At 39.4% G+C, this 25,752-nt stretch carries 17 protein-coding genes; 14 read left to right on the forward strand and 3 right to left on the reverse strand.

Annotated features, from left to right (window positions below; genetic code table 11):
• Nucleotides 1–54 precede the first annotated feature (54 nt).
• Together AA980_RS10365 and celB are read left to right on the forward strand one after the other, a co-directional pair.
• On the forward strand, nucleotides 55–1,143 hold the full coding sequence (locus tag AA980_RS10365; protein WP_024028617.1) for a DUF871 domain-containing protein: 1,089 nt from the start codon (nucleotides 55–57) through the stop codon (nucleotides 1,141–1,143).
• 42 nt (nucleotides 1,144–1,185) lie between these two features.
• Nucleotides 1,186–2,463, forward strand: coding sequence for a PTS cellobiose transporter subunit IIC (gene celB / locus AA980_RS10370; RefSeq protein ID WP_024028616.1), 1,278 nt, complete (start codon nucleotides 1,186–1,188; stop codon nucleotides 2,461–2,463).
• Between the two features lie 124 nt (nucleotides 2,464–2,587).
• Here celB and AA980_RS10375 read toward each other — a convergent pair whose 3' ends face one another.
• Nucleotides 2,588–2,899: a hypothetical protein gene (locus tag AA980_RS10375; protein ID WP_047771529.1), complete on the reverse strand. Its 312-nt coding sequence runs from the start codon at nucleotides 2,897–2,899 to the stop codon at nucleotides 2,588–2,590.
• A gap of 598 nt (nucleotides 2,900–3,497) precedes the next feature.
• Here AA980_RS10375 and AA980_RS10380 point away from each other — a divergent pair.
• Both AA980_RS10380 and AA980_RS10385 read left to right on the forward strand, forming a co-directional pair.
• Complete coding sequence (locus AA980_RS10380; protein ID WP_024026238.1) at nucleotides 3,498–4,628, forward strand: Fic family protein; 1,131 nt, start codon at nucleotides 3,498–3,500, stop codon at nucleotides 4,626–4,628.
• Between the two features lie 37 nt (nucleotides 4,629–4,665).
• On the forward strand, nucleotides 4,666–4,905 hold the full coding sequence (locus tag AA980_RS10385) for a hypothetical protein (protein ID WP_034723009.1): 240 nt from the start codon (nucleotides 4,666–4,668) through the stop codon (nucleotides 4,903–4,905).
• Nucleotides 4,906–5,282: 377 nt separating this feature from the next.
• Here AA980_RS10385 and AA980_RS10390 read toward each other — a convergent pair whose 3' ends face one another.
• Nucleotides 5,283–5,732: a DUF4362 domain-containing protein gene (locus AA980_RS10390; RefSeq protein WP_024030947.1), complete on the reverse strand. Its 450-nt coding sequence runs from the start codon at nucleotides 5,730–5,732 to the stop codon at nucleotides 5,283–5,285.
• Between the two features lie 1,173 nt (nucleotides 5,733–6,905).
• On the opposite strand from AA980_RS10390, the gene AA980_RS10395 reads away from it, so the two are divergent.
• From AA980_RS10395 to AA980_RS10440, 9 genes are all read left to right on the forward strand, one after another.
• Nucleotides 6,906–7,859 carry an aldolase catalytic domain-containing protein gene (locus AA980_RS10395; RefSeq protein ID WP_024031193.1) on the forward strand — a complete coding sequence of 318 codons (954 nt, stop codon included), beginning with the start codon at nucleotides 6,906–6,908 and terminating at the stop codon, nucleotides 7,857–7,859.
• Nucleotides 7,860–8,436: 577 nt separating this feature from the next.
• Nucleotides 8,437–11,136, forward strand: a complete 2,700-nt coding sequence (gene pbp4b / locus AA980_RS10400; RefSeq protein ID WP_024031192.1) for a penicillin binding protein PBP4B — start codon at nucleotides 8,437–8,439, stop codon at nucleotides 11,134–11,136.
• Between the two features lie 1,417 nt (nucleotides 11,137–12,553).
• Complete coding sequence (locus AA980_RS10410) at nucleotides 12,554–13,789, forward strand: ABC transporter substrate-binding protein (RefSeq protein WP_047771533.1); 1,236 nt, start codon at nucleotides 12,554–12,556, stop codon at nucleotides 13,787–13,789.
• 88 nt (nucleotides 13,790–13,877) lie between these two features.
• Complete coding sequence (locus AA980_RS10415) at nucleotides 13,878–14,810, forward strand: carbohydrate ABC transporter permease (RefSeq protein WP_024030861.1); 933 nt, start codon at nucleotides 13,878–13,880, stop codon at nucleotides 14,808–14,810.
• Nucleotides 14,807–15,628 (forward strand): carbohydrate ABC transporter permease, encoded by an 822-nt coding sequence (locus tag AA980_RS10420; protein ID WP_024030862.1) that lies wholly within the window; start codon nucleotides 14,807–14,809, stop codon nucleotides 15,626–15,628. Before AA980_RS10415 ends, AA980_RS10420 begins: the two co-directional genes overlap by 4 nt.
• 55 nt (nucleotides 15,629–15,683) lie before the next feature.
• The gene (locus tag AA980_RS10425; RefSeq protein ID WP_024030863.1) at nucleotides 15,684–18,743 is read left to right on the forward strand and encodes a glycoside hydrolase family 2 TIM barrel-domain containing protein; all 3,060 of its coding nucleotides are present in this window, start codon (nucleotides 15,684–15,686) and stop codon (nucleotides 18,741–18,743) included.
• A gap of 110 nt (nucleotides 18,744–18,853) precedes the next feature.
• Nucleotides 18,854–20,530: an amylo-alpha-1,6-glucosidase gene (locus AA980_RS10430; protein WP_024030864.1), complete on the forward strand. Its 1,677-nt coding sequence runs from the start codon at nucleotides 18,854–18,856 to the stop codon at nucleotides 20,528–20,530.
• The gene (locus tag AA980_RS10435; protein ID WP_024030865.1) at nucleotides 20,531–21,421 is read left to right on the forward strand and encodes a DMT family transporter; all 891 of its coding nucleotides are present in this window, start codon (nucleotides 20,531–20,533) and stop codon (nucleotides 21,419–21,421) included.
• Nucleotides 21,422–21,456: 35 nt separating this feature from the next.
• Entirely contained in the window at nucleotides 21,457–22,452 is a 996-nt protein-coding gene (locus AA980_RS10440) for a LacI family DNA-binding transcriptional regulator (protein ID WP_024030866.1), read from the forward strand.
• Between the two features lie 735 nt (nucleotides 22,453–23,187).
• On the opposite strand, the gene AA980_RS10445 is transcribed toward AA980_RS10440, so the two are convergent.
• Nucleotides 23,188–23,874 (reverse strand): GNAT family N-acetyltransferase, encoded by a 687-nt coding sequence (locus tag AA980_RS10445; protein WP_024030867.1) that lies wholly within the window; start codon nucleotides 23,872–23,874, stop codon nucleotides 23,188–23,190.
• 1,081 nt (nucleotides 23,875–24,955) lie between these two features.
• Here AA980_RS10445 and AA980_RS10450 point away from each other — a divergent pair.
• A complete protein-coding gene (locus tag AA980_RS10450) occupies nucleotides 24,956–25,333 on the forward strand; it encodes a hypothetical protein (protein ID WP_152681126.1) in 378 nt (125 codons plus the stop codon).
• The last annotated feature ends 419 nt before the right edge of the window (nucleotides 25,334–25,752 follow it).

Consider the following 25,752-nt stretch of genomic DNA (forward strand, 5'->3'; position numbering starts at 1 on the left):
ATGAAAGTGTTGCTTTTTCAAAAGTTCATTGAACGAAACAGGAGGCAAATAGACATGAAACGTATTGGTGTATCGATTTATCCGGCAAAGAGCAGCTTTGAACGTGACAAGGACTATCTGGACCTTGCCAGAAAGTATGGATATACAAGAATTTTTACTAGTTTGTTAGAAATTGACGGCGAACAAGATGAAGTGGTTACTAAGTTTAAAAACATAATCGAATATGGCAATTCCATTGGTATGGAAACTATCTTGGATATTAATCCCGCATTATTTGAGCAGTTAAATGTCAGTTATAACGATCTTGCCTTTTTTAAAGAATTAGGTGCGACAGGAATTCGTCTGGACCTGGGTTTTACCGGAGCAGAGGAAGCGAAAATGACAAAAAATCCATATGGCTTAATCATTGAAGTCAATATGAGCAGCGGCACTAGATATATCGATACGATTATGAGTTACCAGCCTAATATGGATTATTTTTATGCTTCACATAACTTTTATCCGCAAAAGTATTCGGGGATTTCCCAGCGCCATTTTGAACAAACAACAAGTATGTTTAATCAACATCATATCCATACGGGGGCTTTTGTCACCTCTCAAGAGGGCGATTTGGGACCGTGGCCGGTTCAGACAGGATTATCCACACTGGAACAACATAGAAATCTATCGATTCATACTCAAGTTACCCATTATCGATTAATGGGAACGATTGATGATTTATTAATTGGCAATGCGTATGCTACGGAAGAAGAATTAAGGGCGATGTCAGAGGCATATCTAAACACCCACCCGACATTTGAAATTGAATTTTCAGCCAATGTTTCAGAATTAGAAAGGAAGATGATTCTCGATGAGGTTCACCAGTATCGAGGCGACCGCTCCGAATACATGATTCGCTCCTCTGCCACACGTGTTAAATATACGAATGAGGATATTCCGGCCCATCATACCCACCCTATCAAAAAAGGTGATATTTTGATTTGTAACAATCGTTTTGGCCAATATAAAGGTGAAACTCAAATCGCGTTAAAAGATATGGAAAATGACGGAGATAGGAATGTCATTGGCCATCTTACAGAAGAATCAATCTTTCTATTAGACTATCTAAAGCCTTGGTCTAGCTTTAAGTTTACCCTTTCATAAAAAGAATTTTTTAGATAAAAACTTAATAAAGGAGTGAGGAAGTTGTTAGAAAAAGTGGAAGCAATCGCCGGGAGAATTGGTAACCAAAGACATCTCCGGTCATTACGGGATGGAATTTTATTAAGTATGCCCCTTATTATTATCGGATCTATCTTTCTTATATTAGGAAACCTGCCGATCAGTGGATACACGGATTGGTTGGCTGACATCGGTTTAGCGCCGATTTTTAGCAAAATCGTTAATGGCTCTTTTGGACTGATGGCGCTTGTTGCTGTATTTGGAATGGCCCATAGTTTAGCTGAGCATTATGAAGTGGATGGCGTTGCCGCTGGAGTTATTGCCTTATCCAGTTTTGTCATCGTGACGCCAGACCTCATTTCGAAAGCGGGTTACGGCATTTCCTATACCTACCTCGGTAGCGGCGGCTTGTTTGTAGCCATCGTAGTAGGTTTGATCTCTGCGGAAATCTTTAGATTCTTCGTCCAGAAAAATTTTACCGTAAAAATGCCAGAGGGCGTACCGGTAGCAGTAGAGAAGTCATTTGCTGCCTTATTACCAGGATTAATGGTGATCTTGTTTTGGGGTCTCGTTTATTTATTCTTAGGACTAGCAGGGATTGATAACATTCATACTTTATTAACAAATACGCTAGGGAAACCACTTAGTGTTCTTGGTGGAAGTTTATGGGGCACATTGGTGATCATTGCACTAAATTCAATCTTTTGGTTTGTGGGAATTCATGGTGCAAACACCATCAACCCGGTAATCCAGCCGATTTGGTTACAAAATACGGATGCCAATCGACTGGCATTTCAAGCTGGCAAGGAATTGCCGCATATTATTACAAATGAATTTATGTTTAACTTCGTTTGGATCGGCGGCGGCGGAGCAACTATTGGACTGGTTATTTGCCTCTGGTTATTTTCAAAAAGTAAAAACAATAAAGCAATGGGAAAACTCACGGTTGCACCAGGACTATTCAATATTAATGAACCAGCGTTATTTGGACTGCCAATTGTCTTAAATTTCAAATTGCTCGTCCCATTTATTCTCGCTCCAATGGCCGCTGCGCTGATTACTTACTTTAGCATGGCTGCAGGTTTAGTAGCAAAACCAATCGGCATTGTCGTGCCATGGACCATGCCTCCAATCATAAGCGGGTATCTGGCAACAGGAGGTAAAATCAGCGGTGCTGTTATTCAAATCATTACTCTTGCTGTAACAATAGCTATTTACTACCCATTTGTGAAACTCTCTGATAAATCTCAGCTAAAAGAAGAAGCTCAAGAGGAGTCAGTTGAACTATCAAAAACGGTTTAAAGGTCGATGTAACGTGCTACGTATGATTTTCTGCTTCGAAGTATAATTGACACAAAAAACGCTTGGCTCATCAACCAAGCTTCTTTGTGTCAATTATTTATTATTATTTTGCTTAAATTCTCGCTCAATTGTGTTTTAATTTATCTTTTTCTACACGAATTAGAAATCCGTCATTCCCCTTTGAACAGCCACTTATAAAGAATTCAACTTCGCCTTGTTCATTTTCCTTCTTAGTTATTTCTGTACAAACATCTTTTACTATTCCTTTATCTTCGAAAGCAACATCATTGCCAATAGAAATTTCTTCACGAATTTCCCGAAGGAGCGGTCGAAATCCCCCGTCGATTGTGCCCATCCCCCCGATCTTCCCGAAGGAACGGTCAAAATCCCCCGCCGATTGTGCCCGTCCACCCGATTTTACCGAAGGAGCGGTCAAAATCCCCCGCTGATTGTGCCCATCCCCCCGATTTTTCCGAAGGAGCGGTCACAATAACCACCCGATAGTGACCATTCACTCAATTTTTAAGAAGTTAAGGCCGGAGTTTCCTCCAAGTGTGACTCAAACGGCGAATGTCCTAATTGGGTAGCTATAAGAGCAGAGAAATTTGTCCAAGATTGATAGGTTGTTAGAGCAGAAATAAATGATAATTTAGAGGTGCAACAGAATATTGTGAGGGCGGTTGGTTGTCAGTCTTCTTTCTGAGTAAGAAAAGGTGGGGATAATCAAAGAATTCACGTTTTTCCATTTGTATTTTTAGAAGTGCCGCAGCATCCATTCAATCTAATGGTCTTAAAAAAACATTAAACCCTTCCATCTCCTTTTTCTAAAACTATAACAGAAAAACAGCTCAATTATAAAAGCATAAGAACCGTCCCCCTGCTTCCCCAAAATAGTTAGAAGTAGTATTTTGTAGTGTCTAAAAGGTGAGAAGTAGGATATAATGGATATATATTGGATCAATATTTTGCTATTTTTACGCTAATACAAATAAAACACTATAATTAATATATAAATATGTGAGGTGTTGAGTTAAGTGGTTAAGCAAGGAGTTTCTAAACTTCCAATAGGTGTCAATACAACAGAAGCTTTAAAAATCATGGAGATACTTTCCAAAGTTAATAATAAAATTGGACGGTTAGAAGAAAAATTTAATCATTCTGTTGTCAGCCAAGCATTAGTACAGATTCTTTCATTAAGTGAATCTGTAGAATCCACAAGGATTGAAGGAACACAAGTTACTTTTACGGATATGGTTGAAGAAAAAAATGATAAAAATCCACGCTGGGAGATCATTGAAGTTGGAAACTATCATCAAGCCCTTATGGAAGGGTATGAACGAATTATAAATGGGTATCCGATATCTTCGAGATTGATTAAAGAACTCCATGAAATTTTAATGTTAGGTGCAAGAGGCTCCACTCAAGCAGCGGGTCAGTTTAGAAAAATCCAAAATTTTATTGGACCCACCAATCGGATTGAAGATGCTAGTTATATCCCAATTACAGCAGAGAAAATAGATGAATACATGCAAAATCTCGAGTATTTTATTAATGGGCATCCATATAATGAACCGTTATCAACTGCCCATATTAAGAATGGTGATTACACTTTCAATGAGAAATCTGATCCTTTAGTAAAGACGGCCATCACACATGCCCAATTTGAATCGATTCACCCTTTTCTAGATGGAAATGGGCGATTAGGCAGGATTTTAATCGTGTTGTCCTTGGTTCAATCCAAAACAATGACAAAGCCCTTTTTCTTTGTAAGCGAAGAACTCGAGAAAGAACGACCACGTTATTACGATATGTTAAATGGGGTAAGAGGAAATGATCCTAAATGGGGTGATTGGATTTTGTTTTTTCTAAATGCTTGTAATCGAATGGCTGAACGAATTCACCGTAAATTAGAAGCTGCAGAGGAATTAGCGAAACAAGGAATTTCCCAATGCACTACTGATTCAGAAAAAAGAGTATGGCTATATACATTTTCAGACCCTTTTACAACAGTCCATACTGTTTCAGAACATCTGCCCATTTCAAAAAATACAGTTAGAAGTGCGTTGAATTCATTAGTTGAGAAAAAATTATTATTTAGTGATGAAGAAGTGAAACGGAATAAGAAGTACCGGAACTATGATTTGATGAGGATTTTGAGAGATTAAAGGGTCAGTCCCCCACTCAGCTAGAAAAGGAGAAAGTATGAACTTGACCTCAAAGCAACGAATTGTGCTGCTAACACTAACTACTGAATGGCAGACACCGATACAGATTGTTAATGAGCTTCCAAAAGCATCTGGAAATTTATCAGACGTACAAGAGGCACTCAAAGACCTTTTGCGTATTGGATTGGTGCAGATCAATCCAGCTGTTTTCGGACTATATCGACTAACCACAGAGGGCATAACGATAAAATGGCGTGTAACTTACACAAGAGGATAAAATACCTTTTTAATATAAGTGCTTAAAAACTGCCAATAAAGTTAACAGGTTCTGTTTTCCAGTACAAAATATAAAAAATCATTAGAAAAGGGACATCAAATCGCAACGATTTGGTTGTCCTTTTTTGTTGTTATTAAGGGATTTCTAATAAAAAAACGAGCTTTTGGTATGCTAATTCGCACAAGATGCAGGTGCCAGGCATGCCTCTCGAAAGTCCCCTTCTATATCCTTTTTTTGTGGATTACTTTCCTCACCTGCTTTATTTTGGATAACTGTGTATCCTTACGTCGCAATTTACGAAATTCTGATTTCCCAATCCAATGGACATCAACCAAGCGTTTTTCAATTATTTATTATTATTTTGCTTAAATTCTCGCTCAATTGTGTTTTAATTTATCTTTTTCTACACGAATTAGAAATCCGTCATTTCCCTTTGAACAGCCACTTATAAAGAATTCAACTTCGCCTTGTTCATTTTCCTTCTTAGTTATTTCTGTACAAACATCTTTTACTATTCCTTTATCTTTTCCACCATACTCATCCTTTGAATTATCATACGTATATTGAATATCCTTTCCATCAAATTGCAAGTCTTTGAATATAGGGTCTCCTTCGTCTGTATAACCTGTAACTCGTATAGTGTCTTCTTTTTTGTTGGATAGGTTAAGTAAGAACTGTTCAAACCTCTCTAAATTAGCTGCTTCACCCTGATAAACAATGTCGCCTCTTTTAATAGCTTCCTCAGAACTATACGCTCCGTTGCTTGAGCAACCAATAGTGCTAATAACAATCGAAAGCAACATCATTGCTAATAGAAATCTCTTCACTTCTTCCCCTCCAAACGGATTAGCAAATTAAGTTCATTTCCACACCTTTTTAGATATACTTTTAATCTAATTTTAGCATAAAATTTCCATTTTATTTTTCCTTATCAAAAAAATAAGTCCGCTGAATATCAAGCGAACTATCATAAATAAAAACATTCTCTGTCACTTACTACACATTACAAGCCGATTACGACATACAAGATGCGACGAAACCATCTCTACGTAGGTGTTTCCGAGGCGAATGAGTTAAAAAGTCGATGTAGAATCGCTCTACGTAGGTGTTTCCGTGGATTTCGAGCCAAAAAGTTGAAGTAGAACCGTTCTCCGTCAAAATCCCCCGCCGATTGTGCCCGTCCCCCCCATTTTCCCGAAGGAACGGTCAAAATCCCCCGCTGATTGTGCCCGCCCCCCCGATTTTCCCGAAGAAACGGTCAAAATCCCCCGCTGATTGTGCCCGTCCCCCCGAATTTACCGAAGGAGCGGTCAAAATCCCCCGCCGATTGTGCCCGTCTCCCCGAATTTACCAAAGGAGCGGTCAAAATCCCCCGCCGATTGTGCCCGCCCCCCCGATTTTCCCGAAGGAGCGGTCAAAATCCTCCGCCGATTGTGCCCGCCCCCCCGAATTTACCGAAGGAACGGTCAAAATCCCACACCGGTAGTGCCCATCCAAACGATTTTTCCGAAGGTACGGTCACCCCATTAGTGGGATACCCCCATTTTTGCCACGAATTAAGTTTACAAGAGGAAAACTTAGCAAATAGTCACCATACTGACTTAAAGATGTATTCTCTAAACAAATTAATTGATTCTTCCTAAAAATTACTCTTTTCGGTACAATAGCAATAGGGCTGGTACAGTTCTAAGACTCACGAAAGAGAGATGTTATGAATTGTTAAATATTTATATTAAGTGATTTTCCGGGAATTCTTTAGAATACAACTACATAGCGGCAAAGTCAGTTGTCGATAAATAGATATGAATATAGTGACTTAGATTTTATTCTTCAGAATTTTCCCTTTTTTCGTAGACATCATCAGTTAAGAATGCTAGTATTAATAAAAAAATTTAACACTTAAAAGCGTAAAGGCGTAAAAGTGTCGCCCTGATTGCAGGGTATGACACTGCTGGGATAACTAGTGAAAAATGCAGGATAAACACAAGGAGATGACGATCATGGGGAATTCTACTAAAATTATTGACTGTACCATTCGTGATGGCGGGCTGGTGAACAATTGGGATTTTAGCATCGAATTTGTTCAAGATTTGTATAATGGACTAAGTGAAGCAGGCGTTGAATATATGGAAATTGGTTATAAAAACTCTGCTACGCTTCTGAAAGCGACTGAGCCTAATCCGTGGCGATTTCTTGATGACGACTTTCTGAAAGAAATCATTCCTGAGAAAAAGTTCACGAAGCTTTCTGCTTTAGTCGATATTGGCCGTGTGGACCCAAATGATATTCTGCCTCGTGAGCAAAGTGTATTAGATATGATTCGGGTGGCTTGCTACGTCCGCGAAGTAAATAAAGGGTTAGAGCTTGTTCAAATGTTCCACGACCTAGGTTATGAGACTTCTCTTAACATTATGGCGTTATCTAGTGTTCCAGAACATCAGCTAATCGAAGCGTTTGAAATGGTAAAGAACAGTCCCGTTGATGTTGTCTACATCGTGGATTCTTTTGGAAGCTTAGATCCGGCGGATATTACCCATCAAGTGAAAAAATTCCAAGCGATGCTTCCCAACAAACAACTGGGAATTCACACACATAACAACTTGCAATTAGCTTTCGCTAATACGATAGCTGCGATGCGAAATGGCGTTACATTCCTAGATTCATCTGTTTATGGGATGGGACGTGCGGCCGGTAATTGTAATACAGAGCTTCTTGTCAGCTATATCCCGAAATCTTCTTATAAGCTAAAACCAGTTCTTGGCATGATCGAAAAACACATGCTCGGAATGCGTCAAAAGTGGGAATGGGGCTATATTATTCCTTACATGATTTCTGGTGTATTAAATGAACACCCACGTGTCGCCATGGCGTACCGCGAAAGTGATGACCGTAATAAATTCATCGATTTTTATGACAAAATGACCACACCTGAATCTACATTGGCTCCGGTTTAGGTACATGGTGCCTGTCACGCCCCGAAGTTTGTCGAAGATTGTTAAATTGCGGTGCCTGTCAACACCCGAATTATGTGAAATTTTTCGACTTAATTCGGGGAGTGACTAGGCGCTATTCTTATAGTTCACAAAGTATAATCATGCTTGTGAACCTTTTTTTTTTTATTAAGCTCTTATCTCGCTGATAAAATTGGAAATTAGATTCCGGTGCCTGTCACGCCCCGATATTTGTCGAAAATATCCCCTTTCCTTTTTCCTAGACCTATAACAGAAAAATGGTATAAAGGAACCAATGTAACAAAATTTCACAATTTAACCTTCTAATATGAAATAATATTCCGTATAATCTGAATATAATGGCAGCCATTTTTGTACGGATTATTCGAACAAGGTGGTTTTATTTTCGTGCTTTTTGAGCTGGAGATGAATCATAGAAAACTATTCAAGGAGTGATGTCCGCTGGTAAAACCTGATCAGATTAGCCTTTTGACGATTGCCGGCAAGTGATTGGCGTCCAACATTATCTAATTCAGCTAATCAAATGACCACGGAAAAATAATTAAAAGAGGTGCAAACATTGACAAGAAAAGGGATCGTAACCATGATGACAATTATTGCAATGGTATTAACCTTTATTCCAGCCAGCTCTTCCATCTTCGCAGCGACAAATACGCAACTCATCGTCCACTATCATAAAAAAGGTGGCAACTACACAGGAAATTTGGAGGCGGTTACTCTAGATGGTCAGATAAAAGGTACCGTGGCAGAAAAAACTACGGATGGATTCGGACTAAAAATGACGTACAATTTTCCAAACAGCGATGACAATGCCTACATAGGAGTTGTCGTAAAAGAAGACAGCGTTTTTCCTGAAGATAAAAGATTTGTAAGAGCCAAAAACGGAAAAGCTGAAATATGGCTGATTGATGGCGACCCTCGCGTATACAATGAACCTCTTTCCATCGATTCTAAGCTTGTTACTAAGAAGGACAATAAAGGGTACGTGGCCGTTGAAGATTTAAAAGATGTATTAAATCTGACTTATAAATATGGGAAGAACACGTACAAATTTGACGGCGCGAATACCGGAACCGCCGACATTTTAACCATCTACCATGATCGTGACTATTTTGAGATTAATATTAATACGAACCGAATCGGGTCTAATGTAACTGGAAATATGACCTCTGCCTATACCGACCTCGTTTTCCATGACGTAGACGGATATAAGGATGGGAACAACTATTATTTATCGATAGGCTACATCGAGAGATTATTTCAAGTTGCCGCCCTCGCTGATCATAATAAGGTACTTTTGCTCAAGCAACAAAACGTTGCTTATGATCAAGTAACCCGTGCCAAAGCTCCAGAAGATGTAGGCTTTTCTTCTGAAAAACTAAGTAAAATTGATGATTATATTAATCAACAAGTCGAGAGTGGGTTTCCAGCGGCAGCGATGATAGTCGTGAAGGATGGAAAAGTTGTCAAAGAATCCGCGTATGGCTATTTGAAAAAGTATGATACCCCATTTGTCGATGGAGCCTATCAACCTGCGACACTTTTGCCTAAATCCGACTGGGAAGAAGCAAAAGTAGATTCATTATTTGATATGGCTTCCAACACGAAAATGTATGCAACAAACTATGCCATCCAAAAACTCGTCTCGGAGGGGAAATTAAACTTAGATCAGCCACTAAGCTCTTTTCCTGGCTGGGAAAACTTTAAAGATAGCTATACTGTTTACACCGGTAAGTGGACACTAGGAGGCAGCGGCGGGCTAAATAAAACACCGCGGACCGGAAAAGAAACGGTTACGATCCGTGATATCCTCCATCACTACGGCGGACTTATTCCCGATCCGGAATATCCAAATAAGAATTCAGCAGGTGAGTTATGGTATCAAACTATTGATCATACGAATCGAGCAGGAGTAATCGACGTCATTTGTAAAACTCCATTGCAATATACTCCTAGAACTACGTACGCTTATAGTGATGTCGATTTTATGATTCTAGGTTTACTAGTGGAACAGATTACCGGAATGCCATTAGACCAATATGTGGAAAAGCATATTTATAATAAGATGGGATTAACGCACTCTGTATTTAACCCATTAACAAAAGGCTTTTCAAAATCGCAAATTGCGGCAACAGAGTTAAATGGTAATACCCGTGATGGTTTTATTAACTTCGGAAAAATGGATGACAATTCACCGGTTAATATCAGAAAATATACGTTACAAGGTGAGGTCCATGATGAGAAGGCTTGGTACTCAATGGCTGGAGTTGCCGGACATGCCGGATTATTCTCCACGGCAGGTGATATGGGCGTTTTAACACAGCTTATGCTTAACGGCGGTATTTATAACGGAACACAATTTTTCACCAAAGAAGTTGCTGATGAATTTACGACACCATATGATCCCGATCCAAACAAGATAGACTCATCAACCACTGGCTTGGGCTGGAGGGTACATTCAAAAAGCGCTGCTGCTTATTACTATTTCAATTGGGGTCCGAGCCGAAGCACGTACGGGCATCAAGGCTGGACAGGAACGTTAACGATTATCGATCCGGTTTATAATATGAGTATTACGATACTGACTAACTTAAGGCATTCGCCTGTTGTTAGTCCTCCAAATGGATTTGCCGGGTCGAACTTTCCAATCGCTAATTTAGTTCCAATTTCTGCCCTTGTCTACGATTCATTGATCTCGGATAAAGAGCAATACAGTCCCGATGCACCGACATCATTGTCTGCAAAAGCAACCGGCATCAAAACAGTGGATCTTAGCTGGAACACCGTTTCCGGTGCGGACAGCTATAACGTCTATCGTTCAACGACACGTGATGGAGCATTCGAAAAAATCAATACCGAACCGCTAACGACAAATTCCTTTACTGATACGGGCTTACACCCTGGTTCAGATTACTACTACAAGGTTACGGCTATCAACAGTGTCGGTGAATCAGCACAATCTGATCCTGCGCATGCAGCTACGGTATCGGTTAGCGATATGTACGATATGATCGGGCAACTCATCAAAAAATTTGCTGACTCCGGGGAATTAGGCGGTCCAATGAAGGTGCAGCTAACAAACAGTCTTAAACAGTCAGAAGATCAATATAAAAAAGGACACTTACCACAGGCCATTAAGAGTGCGCAGGACTTCCTGAAGCATATGGACAATCAAGGATTGCAAAAACATATTACCGAAAATGCAAAACAGGCTCTAGGAACAGAAGTGAACACTTTAATTGAAGCTTTGACTGATTAGAAGAGGGACAAAGGGACAGGCAGAGGGCACTGACAACGTCCATGAAATGAGAAAAAGAAAGTTAATCACCTACTATAATATAGGTGGCTAACTTCTTTTTTTGTTAAATATATTGCTCAAAGCAATAACTTATTCAGTGGTACTGGGACAGGCACCTCGTCTGGTCCACTGATACCTGAACATTCTTGTTTCATGACAAATCGAGGTCTCAGTTGGGTAGCCTAACAGGGCTATAAGCACCCGAAGCCGAGGAATTTGTCCAAGTTGGGTAGCTTATAAGGGGTATAAGCTACCGAAACCGAGAAATTTGTCCAAGTTGGGTAGCTTATAAGGGGTATAAGCGCCCGAAACCGAGGAATTTGTCCAAGTTGGGTAGCTTATAAGGGGTATAAGCTACCGAAACCGAGAAATTTGTCCAAGTTGGGTAGCTTATAAGGGGTATAAGCGCCCGAAACCGAGGAATTTGTCCAAGTTGGGTAGCTTAAATAAGGTATAAGCCACCGTAGCTAAGAAAGTAAAAAAGATGAAGGACAAATCGTCGACATTTTTAAAAAGATAGTTCTTCATTTGCATAATATGGACTTTACGACGGAGTTTTTGCCGATTACGACATACAGGATGCGACGAAACCATCTCTACGTAGGTGTTTCCGAGGCGAATGAGTTAAAAAGTCGATGTAGAATTGCTCTACGTAGGTGTTTCCGTGGATTTCGAGCCAAAAAGTTGAAGTAGAACCGTTCTCCGTCAAAATCCCCCGCCGATTGTGCCCGTCCACCCGAATTTACCGAAGGAACGGTCAAAATCCCCCGCCGATTGTGCCCGTCCACCCGATTTTACCGAAGGAACGGTCAAAATCCCCCGTTGATTGTGCCCATCCGCACGATTTTACCGAAGGAACGGTCNAAGGAACGGATCCCCCGTTGATTGTGCCCATCCGCACGATTTTACCGAAGGAACGGTCAAAATCCCCCGCTGATTGTGCCCATCCATCCGATTTTACAGAAGAAACGGTCAAAATCCCCGCCGATTGTGCCCGTCCACCCGAATTTACCGAAGGAACGGTCAAAATCCCCCACCGGTTGTGCCCATCCAAACGATTTTTCCGAAGGTACGGTCACAATAACCAACCGATAGTGACCATTCACTCAATTTTTAAGAAGTTACGCCGCAATATCCTCCAAATGCCAAACAAAAGAACACTAATTTTACTAAAAGTATCCTCCGTAAAAAAGCCGTTTACCTCCCACTCACTTAAAGTTAACTACTTTCCAAACTTGTATAAATTTCACAAAACCTTTTCATATCACATAATTCTTATAAATTCGCCTAAATATTTTAGTAAAAATGCAAATAAAACCGTTTACATTTAGTAAAATTCAGAATACAATGTATTTGTCAGTATAAAAGGAGGATCACTATGAAGCTAGTAAAATCAATTTTATCAGTAGCCATTGCATCAGGATTACTTTTAGCGGGTTGTAGTTCATCGTCAGGCAATGGCGGCAGTGATAAAACAGCCGATGGAAAAGTCAAAATTCGATTTGCTACATGGGATGTTGGCGACGATGTTAAATTACAGCAAGGTTTGATTGATAAGTTTAATGAAACTCATAAAGATATTAACGTTGTTTTAGAAGCTTATGGTAGTGATTATGATACAAAAATCACCGCTGGTATGGGTGCAAAAGATGCACCGGATGTTATGTATATGTGGAACTATCCGCAATACAAGGATGCATTAGAGCCTCTTGATTCTTATATTGAAAAAGAGGGTGCAGAGTACAAAGACAATTTCTATGAAACCCTTTGGAACTACAATTCAGTAGATGAAAAAGTCCTTGGGCTGCCAGTTGGATATACAACGCATGTTGTTTACTATAACAAAGCCCTTTTTGATCAAGCAGGAGTTGAATATCCTAAAGCGGGTTGGACTTGGGAAGATCTCCAAGCGACAGCCAAAAAGCTAACAAATAAAGAAACAAAGGTAACGGGATTTGCTTTCTCTGGTAAGCCGGATCCATATGATTTTGAAATGTACCTATGGGGCAACAATGCGGCCTATGTTGATAAGAATGGAAAGCTAAAAGGGAACCTGGATTCAAAGAAATCAGTTGATGTTTTTGAAATGTTCCAAAAGATGGAGAAGAGTGGGATCGCGATTACCTCTGAAGGTTCAGGCGATACAGAAATGAAGTCTGGTAAAGTAGCCATGTTTGTCTATGGAGCATGGGGATTAACTCCATTAAAAGAAGCTGGTATTGATTACGGCGTCGTTGAATTACCGAAGTTTAAAGATGGAAAAAGTGTAAGTATTTTAAGCTCTTCAGGTATTTCTGTTTCGAAGGATTCTAAGCACAAAAAAGAAGCGTTTGAGTTTATTAAATTCTGGACGAATGAAGAAGCGAATAAAGCGAGAATTGCTTTTGAATTACCAGTTTTAAAATCTGTCGTAAAAAGTGAAAAGCTTGAGCAAGATGAACTGAGAAGTGTGTTCTACTCCATGTTGGAAAAGAGTGACGGCTACACCCCATCTTCCTTCATCGTGGATGACTGGAGCGAAGTCTCTGATAATCTAAATCTTGTATTCGAGCAAATCTTTAACCCAAGCTCATTAATGGATCCAAAAAAAGCATTAAGCAGTGTTGTCGAGTAAAATGGTAAATCTGTAATGAGGTAAAGCACTTCACATCAAATGTTGGGTGCTTTCCTTCATTTTAATCTGAACTTTAAGGGGTCATCTTATGTTTGGTAAATCGAAGAAAGCGAATAGCTATCAACTAGTAGGTAGGAAAGTACCCTATTTATTTATTTCACCGTGGATCATTGGGTTCTTGGTGTTTACCTTGGGACCATTGGCTTTTTCTTTAGTCATGAGCTTTTTTGATTGGCCAATTACGAGTGACGCGACATTTATTGGGATCGACAACTATAAAAAAATGTTTACAAACGATCCCCAATTTTATAAATCCTTATGGATTACCTTGAAATTTGCCGCTATTTTCGTTCCGTTAAATTTGGTTATCGCATTAATTCTTGCTCTCCTAATTACTCAACCTGTAAAAGGAATGAAATTTTTCCGTACAATTTTCTATATGCCGGCGGTTGTTTCCGGTGTGGCGATTTCGATTATTTGGGGATGGATTTTCAACTCCGAATACGGAATTTTAAACTATATTTTATCCTTAATTGGCATTGACGGGCCAAGATGGCTGATTGATCCCAAATGGGCGATCCTGACAATCGTCATCGCAAGTGCCTGGGGCGTAGGAACGATGATGCTGATTTTCTATACGGATATCAAGGGGATTCCGGCAGAAATCTATGAAGCAGCAGCGATTGATGGTGCCAGCCCGCTTCGTCAATTCATCAGCATTACCATCCCAAGTATTACGCCAACGATTTTATTTAACGTTATTACATCGGTCATTGCAGCATTACAGCAATTAACATTGGTGATCCTGTTAACGGGCGGAGGGCCGTTAAAATCAACCTATTTCTACGGTTTATATGTATTTAATAACGCGTTTAAGCACCATCGTTTAGGATATGCAAGTGCAAACGCCTGGTTCATGTTCATCGTAATTTTGATTTTAACGATGATCATCTTTAAATCATCCTCCACCTGGGTCTTTTATGAAAATGAAGTGAAAAAAGAAGGGAAGAAGAAAAAATGAAGATGTCAAAGAAGCACAAAGTAATCATATACGGCCTTCTCGGATTATTTTCACTTTATTTCTTATTGCCATTTGTGTGGGTAATCCTTTCTGCTTTAAAAACGCAAGCTGAGGTCTTCAGTTTTCCGCCAAAGATTTTTCCAAAAGTTCCGCAGTGGCACAACTTTGTGGATGCCTGGAACAGCCAGCCTTTTGGAACGTATCTGATGAACTCGGTGATCGTTACGGTGATGACGACGTTAGGACAATTGATTTCCTGTTCGTTGGTTGCCTATGGGTTTGCCAGATATGATTTTAAATATAAAAATATCCTGTTCGTTCTCTTGCTTGCAACGATGATGATTCCATGGGATGTTACGATGATTCCTTTATACATGGAATTTAATCTGTTCGGTTGGATTAACACTTTAAAACCATTAATTGTCCCGGCGTTTTTTGGGTCTGCTTATTATATCTTTTTGCTTAGACAGTTTTTGATGAATATTCCTAAGGATTTGGAAAATGCAGCAAGAATTGATGGGGCCAATGAATTTCAGATTTTCTTTAAGATATTCGTTCCGATCATGAAGGCGCCACTGATCTTAATCGCGGTATTAAATATTTTATTAGTATGGAACGACTATCTTGGTCCATTAATTTACCTTCAGGACCAATCAAAATATACGTTAGCACTAGGACTTGCAGCGTTTAAGGGAGTTCATACCCTGCAAATTTTACCGATTATGGCGATTACACTCGTGATGATTGTTCCGCCTGTCGTCGTCTTCCTGTTTGCGCAGAAGTATATTGTGGAAGGAACCAGTGGATCGATTAAGTAATTTTCGTATAAAAAGGCCTAGAATTTCAACTAAGATTTATTCGGAGGAAGATATTATGCTACGTGAAATGAAAAGATGGGAAAATATCCATCTGACAGGGATCAATCGACTTCCCGCCCATACCAATTTTTATCGATATGAAAATAGAGAGAATGCGACCACTTTCAATAGAGAAAATAGTATTGGCTATCGATTGCTCGATGGAGTTTGGAAGTTTCTCTTTGTAGATGCACCTGAGCTTTCTCCAAAGGGCTTCGAGACAGAGGATTTTGCGATTGCGAAGTTGGATGATATTGAAGTACCATCCAGCTGGCAGATGAAGGGCTATGGCAAGATGCATTATACCGATGTGTTGTACCCTTTTGCGATCAATCCGCCATTTGTGCCGCAGGAAAATCCGACTGGGATTTATTTCAAGGAGATCGTGATCGACGAACTTTCAGAGGAAGAAGCGCTGATTCTAACCTTTAATGGGGTCGATTCTGCTTTTGATTTATATGTAAATGGCCAGCATGTTGGCTTCAGTAAGGTTTCCAGAATGCCTTCCGAATTTGACATTACGGAGTTTGTGAAAAAAGGAAGCAACCGTGTAACCGTAAGAGTGTATCAATTTTCCGATGGTACCTATTTAGAAGACCAGGATATGTGGTGGCTCTCCGGGATTTTCCGTAGCGTCGAGCTATTTACCATCAATAAGGACACACTGCAGGATCTATTTGTTGAAACATTGCCGGATGAAAACTATGAAAATTTTACATTGAAAATTGGCGGAGCGTTTTTTAGTAATTATGTAAAAAATGTTAACGTGACTCTTCGACATCGGGATGAAAAAGTCGCTGAATTTGCGATTGATGTGGTCGATGGCCGCTTCGAATTCAGTAGATTGGTAGAAAATCCGCATGTTTGGAATGCTGAGGAGCCGAACCTTTATACACTTGAGTTTGAATATGTATTGCCAACCGGTGGAAAGGAGATTGTACCGCTCAGAATCGGCTTCCGTTCGATTGAAATCATCGATAACGAAATTCGTGTCAACGGAAAACGGATCTTCTTTAACGGTGTAAACAGACATGATGCCAATCCAAAGACCGGTAGAACGGTGAACTATGAGGATATGCTCAAGGATGTCAAAATGATGAAGCAGCATAATATCAATGCTGTTCGGACTGCCCACTATCCAAATAATGATGTGTTCTATGATTTGTGTGATGAATACGGTTTATATGTGATTGATGAGGCCGATCTTGAGTGTCACGGATTTGAAAATACAGGCAATTACAATTGGATTTCTGATAATGAGCTGTGGGAAAAACAATATGTGGACCGTGCTGTCCGGATGGTGAAAAGAGACCGCAACCACCCAAGTGTCATCATGTGGTCACTGGGAAATGAGTCAGGCGCAGGACGTAACTTCACTGCTATGAACAATGCCATCAAGGCCATCGACGCAACAAGACTCGTCCATTACGAGGGTGATAGAGTTGCAGCTTATAGTGATGTATACACAACGATGTACACCCGTTTGGCGCCACTTGAAGAAATCGGCAAGGATGCTGAAGGCAAGAAGCCTCATATTCTATGTGAATATGGCCACGCAATGGGGAATGGCCCTGGCGGCTTAACCGAATATCAACAGGTCATGCGGAAGTATCCAAGATTACAAGGCGGTTTCATTTGGGAATGGTGTGATCATGGGATTGAAACGACGAATGAAAATGGCGAAACTATCTATCTTTACGGCGGAGACTACGGAGATTTCCCAACGAACGGAAACTTCTGTATTGACGGGCTTGTGTTCCCGGACAAAACGCCATCACCTGGACTGATTGAGTATAAAAAAGTCATTGAGCCGATTGTAACGGAGGAAGTAGATTTACAAGAAGGAAAGGTTCTTGTTAAAAACTTATACGATTTTAGGAATTTAAGTGGGATCGTTCTTCATGTTACAGTCAAATCCTTTGATACTCTCATTGAGAAAAAAGAAATCAAATTACCAAGCATCGAGGCGCAGGAAGAAGCGGAGCTTGTTTTACCAGTAGATTTAGTAAAAGCAGCCCGCTATGACGATGTTCGTATCTATCTAAGCTATCGTGAAGCGGAAGATACCCTCCATGCAGACAAAGGGCATGAGATTACGAAGGCAAGTTTCTTGCTTGCTGCTACTAAAGTGAAGAAAACAGTAAAAGCTGTCGTATCTGACGGATCTGACTTTATCATCGAAGACGGGGCGGCTCAGCTTACCATTGAAAACAACAAACTCAAGGCTGTTTTTTCAAAGGTATTTGGTAGCCTGGAATCCTTCACAGTAGAAGGAGAGGAAATCATCCATAAAGGCCCTGAGGTAACACTTTGGCGCGCGATTATTGACAATGATATGTATAAAAAGGATGACTGGATTAATAAGTACTTCCTGAAAAATACAAAGGAACAGCTAGGAACGATTACCTACGAAGCGGTTGAAGACTATATCGATATTGAAATCACTAACTATCTATCAACTGTAAACCAAGCGTGGGGCTTCCACCTCACTTACAACTACCGCATCGCGAAAAATGGTGCGCTTAACGTTGACCTTAAAGGCAAAAAGGTTGTGCGCGGCAACGAAATTCCTGAGATGCTGCCACGAATCGGCGTCACCATACAGCTTAATCAGGATTATAACGAGGTAACTTGGTATGGACGCGGCGATTCTGAATCGTATCAAGACACGAAACGCAGCCAGCCGATTGGGCTATACAGCAAGACGGTTGAAGAAATGCATATTGATTATGTGTATCCACAGGAAAATGGTTCACGCTGTGACACTTCTTTCTTAGCAGTTGCAAAAGGTGAAGACATGTACCTAGTTAATTTTAAAGAAGAACATGATTTCACGATCCATGATTATGAAACAAGTTCTCTTGAAGAGGCGAAGCATCGCGGTAACATCAAAAAGTCAGCTTACAATGTGTTGACGATTGATTATAAGCAAAGCGGTGTGGGCAGCAATAGTTGCGGCGAAGAGCAGCTTCCTCCGTACCGAGTAGGAGTAGAAGATTTCCACCTTCAATTTGAAATGAGAAAAGTCAAGAAGGGCAATTTAGTAGAAGAAAGCAAATTCTTTATCGCACGTTAAACGTAAGCAGGGGAAACCCTGCTTATTATAAAATAGGAGAATATTAGTTTGAGAATTGTCCAGCTCCAGCGCCCAAGCGCTTGCGCTTTTCTAAAAAGGAGAATGAATCCATGAAACTTGATATTAGAGAAATTCCCTTTTCCCGATTTGGATCGTATTTTTGTGTATCACAGGAAAAAGATTCCGATGAAATTTATCTCCGGGATGTACACGGTGGGGATGACGCACCATCCAAGCTTTTTAAACTAGATCTGTTACAGAATGGCGTGGAGAAAGATTTCGACATACTTGCAACGGAAACGGCTTTGCGCTTTCAATTAGTGGGCGATGAAGAGAAGTATGCGGAAATCATTATTCCGGAGGAGGATGAACTTCATATTGAAACAAGCGGAGTGGAGGTCCGTTTGCAGGCAAGTAAAGTGAAGTACGATACTTTACATGAATATGAAGATGGGATGTTTGAATACCACATTTATCCGAAGGAATTAAAGCTGATGATCAGTAACCTTACAGGTGAGATGTCGGTTGAGGCGCCATGGAATGTGATTGGAAATGACTTTATCGACATTCGGATGAAAAATGGCCATTTTGTCATCGAAAGCTATCGTACTGTTTATCAGCAAAAGGAATACGCAAGCTTTGAAGCAGGGAAAGAAAAGGTCGAAGGGCTTTACCGGGAATGGGTAACGAACTTGACGAAGGCAAGCGAGCATTACCAGCCTTCAATTGATCGTGCCGCTTACATTACCTGGTCAAGTGTCGTCCATCCCCACGGCATCCTGAAAGATTATGCGATGTATATGTCGAAGCTGTGGATGCAAAACATTTGGTCATGGGATAACTGTTTTAATGCCTTGCATTTGGGTGCGAACTATCCGGAGCTTGCTTATTCACAGTTAAAAATTTTTATCGATACCCAGGACGATTCAGGGACGTATCCTGATTTTGTCAATGATAAATTTGTTTCTTATAACTGCATTAAACCGCCGATCTTTACGTATGTATATGAAAAGCTAATGGATATGAATGACTATTTCAAGGATCCCAATCGGTTACGTGAAATTTATGATTCTACAAAAAAAGTTATCCAGTATTATGATGTATATCGGACCTATGAAGGCAGACTCCCGCATTATAAGCATGGAAATGACTCGGGCTGGGATAATGCATCATTGTTCCATCAAGGTATGCCGGTCGAAGCACCAGATTTAGCAAGCTTTTTAATCAGAACGTATGATAGTTTAGCTCGGTTTGCCGTGATGCTTGGAGAAGAGGCCGAAGCGATTCGATTTACTCAAAAGGCAGATTCTTTATTTGTGTTACTGATGGAGCGACTTTATGACGAAAATGGTTTCTTTGGGCGTGTCGGAAAAAATGCCGAAAAGATCGACTTCCGTTCTAGCTTGATTTTACGATTGCCTGTCTTAATTGGCTATCGTTTAGAGAAAAAGGTGATGGACCAGCTTGTTTGCGACCTGGTAGAAAACTTTGAAACCACGTATGGTTTCGCAACAGAAATGCCATCCAGTCCGTTGTATCAAGAAAATGGCTACTGGCTTGGTCCGATTTGGGCGCCGGTTACTTATCTTTTTGTTGATTCTTTAACAAGTTTTGGCTACAGTGAAATTGGAAAGAGAATAAGAGATAAGTTTTTAAATCTTACGTTAGTAGGCGGTATGGCAGAGAATTTTGACCCAATCTCAGGAAAGGGACTCGTCGATACCTCTTTTACATGGACATCGAGTGTGTTTCTGGAATTTTTCGAGAAAAAATTAAAGGATGATTAAATGAGCACGCGTAAATATATTGGGGAAATCGGTCTTACGATTGTAGCGATTATTTGGGGCAGCGGGTTTGTGGCAAGTGCGATTGCACTTGAGCACTACACACCGTACCAGATCTTGGCGATTCGGTTTTTGATTGGTGTTCTTTTGTTAAGTATTGTATTTTTTAAGAAATTAAAAATGATTAAAAAGAGCACGATTATGAAAGGCTCGATTATTGGCATCTTTTTATATGTGGCATTTGCCCTGCAAACGGTGGGATTGCAATATACAACCCCATCCAAAAATGCCTTTCTAACCGCGGTAAATGTAGTAATTGTTCCGTTTATTGCGTTTTTTATTTATAAGCGAAAAATGGATAAGTTTGAGCTTTTTGGAGCGATTATGGCGATAACAGGGGTCGGCGTCATTTCACTGAAGTTTTCGTCTGAAGTCAATTTCGGGGACCTGCTTACATTGTTATGCGCGGTAGGGTTTGCTTTCCATATTTTCTATACAGCACAGTTTGTAAAGGATGAGGATCCGATTCTCTTAACGGTTATTCAGATGGCAATGGCTGCAATTTTAGGGTTTATTGTCGTTCTTTTCAAGGGGGAAACAAGCTTTTCGACGAGTGTGGAAGGCGTTTCCAATGTGTTATATCTGGGTGTTTTCTCGACAACAATTGCATTTTTACTGCAGACAGTCGCCCAAAAATACACAACCGAAACAAATGCGGCCATCATTTTATCGACCGAAGCTTTATGGGGGATGGTCTTCTCGATCATTTTATTAAGTGAATTTATCACGTTGAGAATGGGCATTGGTGCCATCCTGGTTCTTTGTGCCATTATTATTTCTGAAACGAAGCTCCATTTTTTCAAAAAGAAAACCCTTGAAGAAGTACTGGAGTAAGTGGATATTAAATACGAGTTAAGTGGGTATGTATAATGGCAACGATTAAAGATATAGCAGATTTAGCACAGGTTTCAATGGCGACAGTATCCAGAGTGTTAAATTATGATGAAACATTGAATGTTGCACCGGAGACGAGAAAGCGGATTTTTGAGACGGCAGAGGAATTAAATTACGTCGTACCCCCGAAAAAGAAGAGCAAAAAGAAGGGACACATTGGCCTCTACTATTCCTATTCGCTTGAAGAGGAATTGCTTGACACCTACTATTTATCCATTCGGGTGGCTTTAGAGAAAAAGCTCGAGAGTATGGGGATGGAACTCTATAACATTACAAAAGATGATACAAAGAGAAGTATTTCGAAAATAGATGGGATCATCTGCCTTGGCACATTTAAGAAGGCAGATATTGAGTTAATTAAGAGTTTTGAGAAGCTGTCTGTGTTTGTCGACGCCAACCCTGATGAAAATTGCTTTGATTCGGTCATCATTGATTTCCATTCCGCAACGAAAAGTGCGCTGGATTATCTAATTGAATTAGGTCATCAAAACATCGGTTTTATCGGTGGAGTCGAAACGGATATGTACGGGAACCGCTTCAAAGATTTGCGCGAGGATGTTTTTGAGTCCTATTTAAAGGAAAAAGGTATTTTCAATGGAGATTTCGTCAAAAACGGCGGCTATAATCCAAAGGATGGCTACATCATCTTAAAGGAAATGCTAAGTGGTGATGCAAAACCAACAGCCGTATTTGTGGCCAACGATACCATTGCGGTAGGGTGTTATAAAGCAGCTTATGAATTAGGAGTCCGTATTCCGGATGACCTTAGCATCGTCGGCTTTAACGATGTATCATCCGCACAATACATGGTTCCGCCGCTCACGACTGTAAAACTATACACTGAAATAATGGGCGAAACGGCCGTCGATCTGCTATTAGAAAGAATTGCATCAAAACGGGAAATTTGCAAAAAAGTAACCATTCACACAAAACTAATCGTACGAGACAGCGCCGCAGCCGTGAAGAAGTAAATGGTGGTGGGGGCTGTGTTGATGTTCGCGGGCGTGATGAAGAACAAAAGGTTGTATTTTTAATAGGGATTAGTCCTTCGTGAGCATGATGAAGGACTAATCCTTCTGTTTTTAGTAGGGATTAGGGGTAGTCTAAAAAGTGAACATGTACAAATGAGGATTTCTTAATGAACTAGATAGGGGTCTCGCCGATTTTTGGACTAATCTCGCCAACCTTTGAATTAATTTCGCCAAACCGGCTTTTTCTTGCTCCACGAGACGGGATTCTCGCCGATTTTTGGGATAATCTCGCCAAACTTTGAATTAATCTCGCCAAACTTGGCATTTATTTCGCCAAACCGGAGAAGGATCTCGCCAAATTCACGATTTATTTCGCCAAACCGGCTTTTTCTTGCTCCGCTAGACGGGGATTCTCGCCGATTTTTGGACTAATCTCGCCAACCTTAGCATTTACGACATTTACTGGGAGTCAATTGGAATTTACTGAGAACCTCGGATACTTATGACCTAATTTTGAGTACTTACTACAGAATTCAAGCCGTTTACGACGTATTTCCGCTCACTTATCACCTATTTTTCAAAACTTACGACATTTGCTGGATATTAAATGGGAATCAATCAAATTTAAGTGATTTTATTACGGAGTTTCCTCCAAATGTGCAGCTAAAGAACGCCGTTAGTTGCATAATAAAAAGCCGCCAATTAAGGCAGCCTGATCTTAAAGTAAAGGACCAGTTAGTTGAAGAAGGTTAATTCATCAACACTCATCTCTTTTAAGCAAGTCCTAAGAACCTTTTTATCAATTCCATTTACTAAGCAATATTTTTCTTGATACATAACTCGAATAAAATCCTTGATTTCTTCCTTGGATATATCATTTTTATTAATAAAGAGATTTAAAGGTACATTGCATTCACCGTTATGTAAAGGTGGTTGTATGTAATTGATTTCTTTATATTGATAATAGCCATTTCTTTCAAAAAATCGACTTCTTTTGATACAATCTACTTTTTCTTCCTCCGTATGTACTAATTCTTGTTTTTCTGTTTCCAGGATTATGGCCCTTAATGATACATTTCCTGCTGAAATGGCATCTTTATTTAATAATTCTTCTATTTTCAATAATGTTTTTGAACCTAATCCCTTACTTCGTACATCAGGATTAGTAACTAAATAAACGATAAACCCCAAATTAGTATCAGCTAAATAGTGCCCTGTTGCAAACGAGACAAGCTGCCCTCCTTCAAAACCAACCAAGAACCGAAAACTATTTGGCTTCCTACATTTTGCATACTGTAAACTTTCAAAAAAAATATTGTGTGACTCTCTCACTTCAATAGGAAATGCTTGGTCATAAATAATTAACGCCTTTTCTATGTTAGTCAAATTATCATAGGTTATTTCATCCCATCTAATAGTCATCACGGTACCACCTTTTTAAAAATATTCAATTATTGTACCATAAATTGCAAAATAACTTATGCTATCCTTGGTCAACTATCCAGCTCGGTTTAGTTGAACAAGGAAAGAAGCAATTTACACTTAAAGAATTTCTATTTAAATGGGTATAAAATATTTTTTATATTCTAATAATTCGAGAATTAAACAGGTGAATAATGTAACCTTTTTCTAGATAGTATACGTCTAAAAAATATAAGAACTTTTGCGATAAAAGAGGGATGAAGCAGCTTTATGTTTCAAATTAGCTAAGTCTCCAGGGCGTCAGGGGCGACAATCACATTTTATCTTATTACATATGGGAGGAGTTTTTTTGAAGAACAATATTTTGATAAAGGTCTGAACATAAGTTAGATATACTAAATACAAGAACGGTGGAAGCACTGGAAAAGGTTTATGGGTCAACCAAGGAGCTTTCCTCTGCTTATAAGGATTTTTATTTAAAATAAGTATAAGAGATCAGCCCCAGATGAGGCTGATCTCGTTTGTTTTGTAACAATTTTAAGAGTAGGTATGCTACCTAGGATCCTATTAAAATAAAAATTAATTGACTTTTTTAAATGCCCTTCTCTCTGCATAAACAGAACAATCAAGACAAATTTTTATAGTCTTTCCTTTATCGTTCTTATATTTTCGCAAAGGTTTTATCTTTCTCTTACACATATTACATTTATTTTCAAATAAACTGAACATTACTTGTTCCACCTTACGTCATTATGGATACTAGAAATACTAACTATTCTGCTTTATATTATCAGGCAAAGGTAGTTCGCTAACAAATACTATCGTTCGACATTTAATGACACTTGTTTTCGAATAAAAAGCACCCCGATGGCTAATGAAATTATTAATAGAATGATATATTGCAAAAATTGGAATAATTTGAAATAATTTAGTGGAACATTGATTAATTGGGGGATAAAGACTGGGATACATTAAAATCTGCTGGTTGTTTATAATTTTCACCTTGTTGCTAACAGGGTGCGCAGGAGTAGAAAAAGAAAAACCGTCATCAATTGGGAAAATAACTATTGCGCCATATAACATGAGTGAAAAAGAAAGTTTGCTCATTAGTGAACGGGTTGTTCCGTTTTTAATAAATAATAATCCTGGTTATATTCAGTTTTCCAAGAATAAAAGAGGGAACTATGAATGGAATCATATTGAGAAGACCGGAAATCACTCCTTTGCTTCGTTCTTGGTCCATCTCAAAGGTGAGGAGTTACCTAATTTAAAGTTTTTGTTCGTGACTAATGAAGATAACGAGATTGCAAAAGTGGAATTAGCCGTGAACGGCCAATTCTTTAAAAAGGAATTAAAAGTACACGAAAGTTCAGCAGCGTGGGTTGATTTACCTAAACAAAAATTTGGGGAATATAAGTATAAGTTATATGATGAAAATGGGAATTTAATAAAAGAATAGGAAAAGGTTTATATATTAATGCTTGAGTTTACCTTGCTCGCCGAGCGCACTCAATTTAACTAACGGTCGCAATAGTTAAAGATCATAGATAGTTTTGAAACGTCTTTCGGGGAGGTGGAAGGGAATGCTAGATTTATTGATACAAATTTCCCGCCAGTTGCGAAGTAAAAGGTGTAACTAGAATGAATTCCGCTGCTTATAAGGACTTTAATTTAAAATAAAGTATAAGAGATCAGCCCCACAATGGGCTGATTTCGTTTGTTTTGTAACAAATTTTTAAAAAATAGGCTTGATCAAATCGTTGTATAATTTCATTTCATATTTTCAGTTTTTTATCTAATCGTTAGGTCACTTTTTATATCGAGCGGGAAACAAATTTTATTCAAAAAGTTATGGATTTATTTCAAAAAATAGTTGCA

Origin of the sequence: Neobacillus vireti, from assembly GCF_001026695.1 — a bacterium.
GTDB lineage: Bacteria > Bacillota > Bacilli > Bacillales > Cytobacillaceae > Neobacillus > Neobacillus vireti.

What these genes read in the sequence shown, in the direction of transcription:
- AA980_RS10365 (WP_024028617.1), top strand. Translation starts at nt 55, where the DNA reads ATGAAACGTATTGGTGTATCGATTTATCCGGCAAAGAGCAGCTTTGAA.
- AA980_RS10385 (WP_034723009.1), top strand. Translation starts at nt 4,666, where the DNA reads ATGAACTTGACCTCAAAGCAACGAATTGTGCTGCTAACACTAACTACT.
- AA980_RS10395 (WP_024031193.1), top strand. Translation starts at nt 6,906, where the DNA reads ATGGGGAATTCTACTAAAATTATTGACTGTACCATTCGTGATGGCGGG.
- AA980_RS10410 (WP_047771533.1), top strand. Translation starts at nt 12,554, where the DNA reads ATGAAGCTAGTAAAATCAATTTTATCAGTAGCCATTGCATCAGGATTA.
- AA980_RS10415 (WP_024030861.1), top strand. Translation starts at nt 13,878, where the DNA reads ATGTTTGGTAAATCGAAGAAAGCGAATAGCTATCAACTAGTAGGTAGG.
- AA980_RS10420 (WP_024030862.1), top strand. Translation starts at nt 14,807, where the DNA reads ATGAAGATGTCAAAGAAGCACAAAGTAATCATATACGGCCTTCTCGGA.
- AA980_RS10425 (WP_024030863.1), top strand. Translation starts at nt 15,684, where the DNA reads ATGCTACGTGAAATGAAAAGATGGGAAAATATCCATCTGACAGGGATC.
- AA980_RS10430 (WP_024030864.1), top strand. Translation starts at nt 18,854, where the DNA reads ATGAAACTTGATATTAGAGAAATTCCCTTTTCCCGATTTGGATCGTAT.
- AA980_RS10435 (WP_024030865.1), top strand. Translation starts at nt 20,531, where the DNA reads ATGAGCACGCGTAAATATATTGGGGAAATCGGTCTTACGATTGTAGCG.
- AA980_RS10440 (WP_024030866.1), top strand. Translation starts at nt 21,457, where the DNA reads ATGGCAACGATTAAAGATATAGCAGATTTAGCACAGGTTTCAATGGCG.
- AA980_RS10445 (WP_024030867.1), bottom strand. Translation starts at nt 23,874, where the DNA reads ATGACTATTAGATGGGATGAAATAACCTATGATAATTTGACTAACATA.
- AA980_RS10450 (WP_152681126.1), top strand. Translation starts at nt 24,956, where the DNA reads ATGAGTGAAAAAGAAAGTTTGCTCATTAGTGAACGGGTTGTTCCGTTT.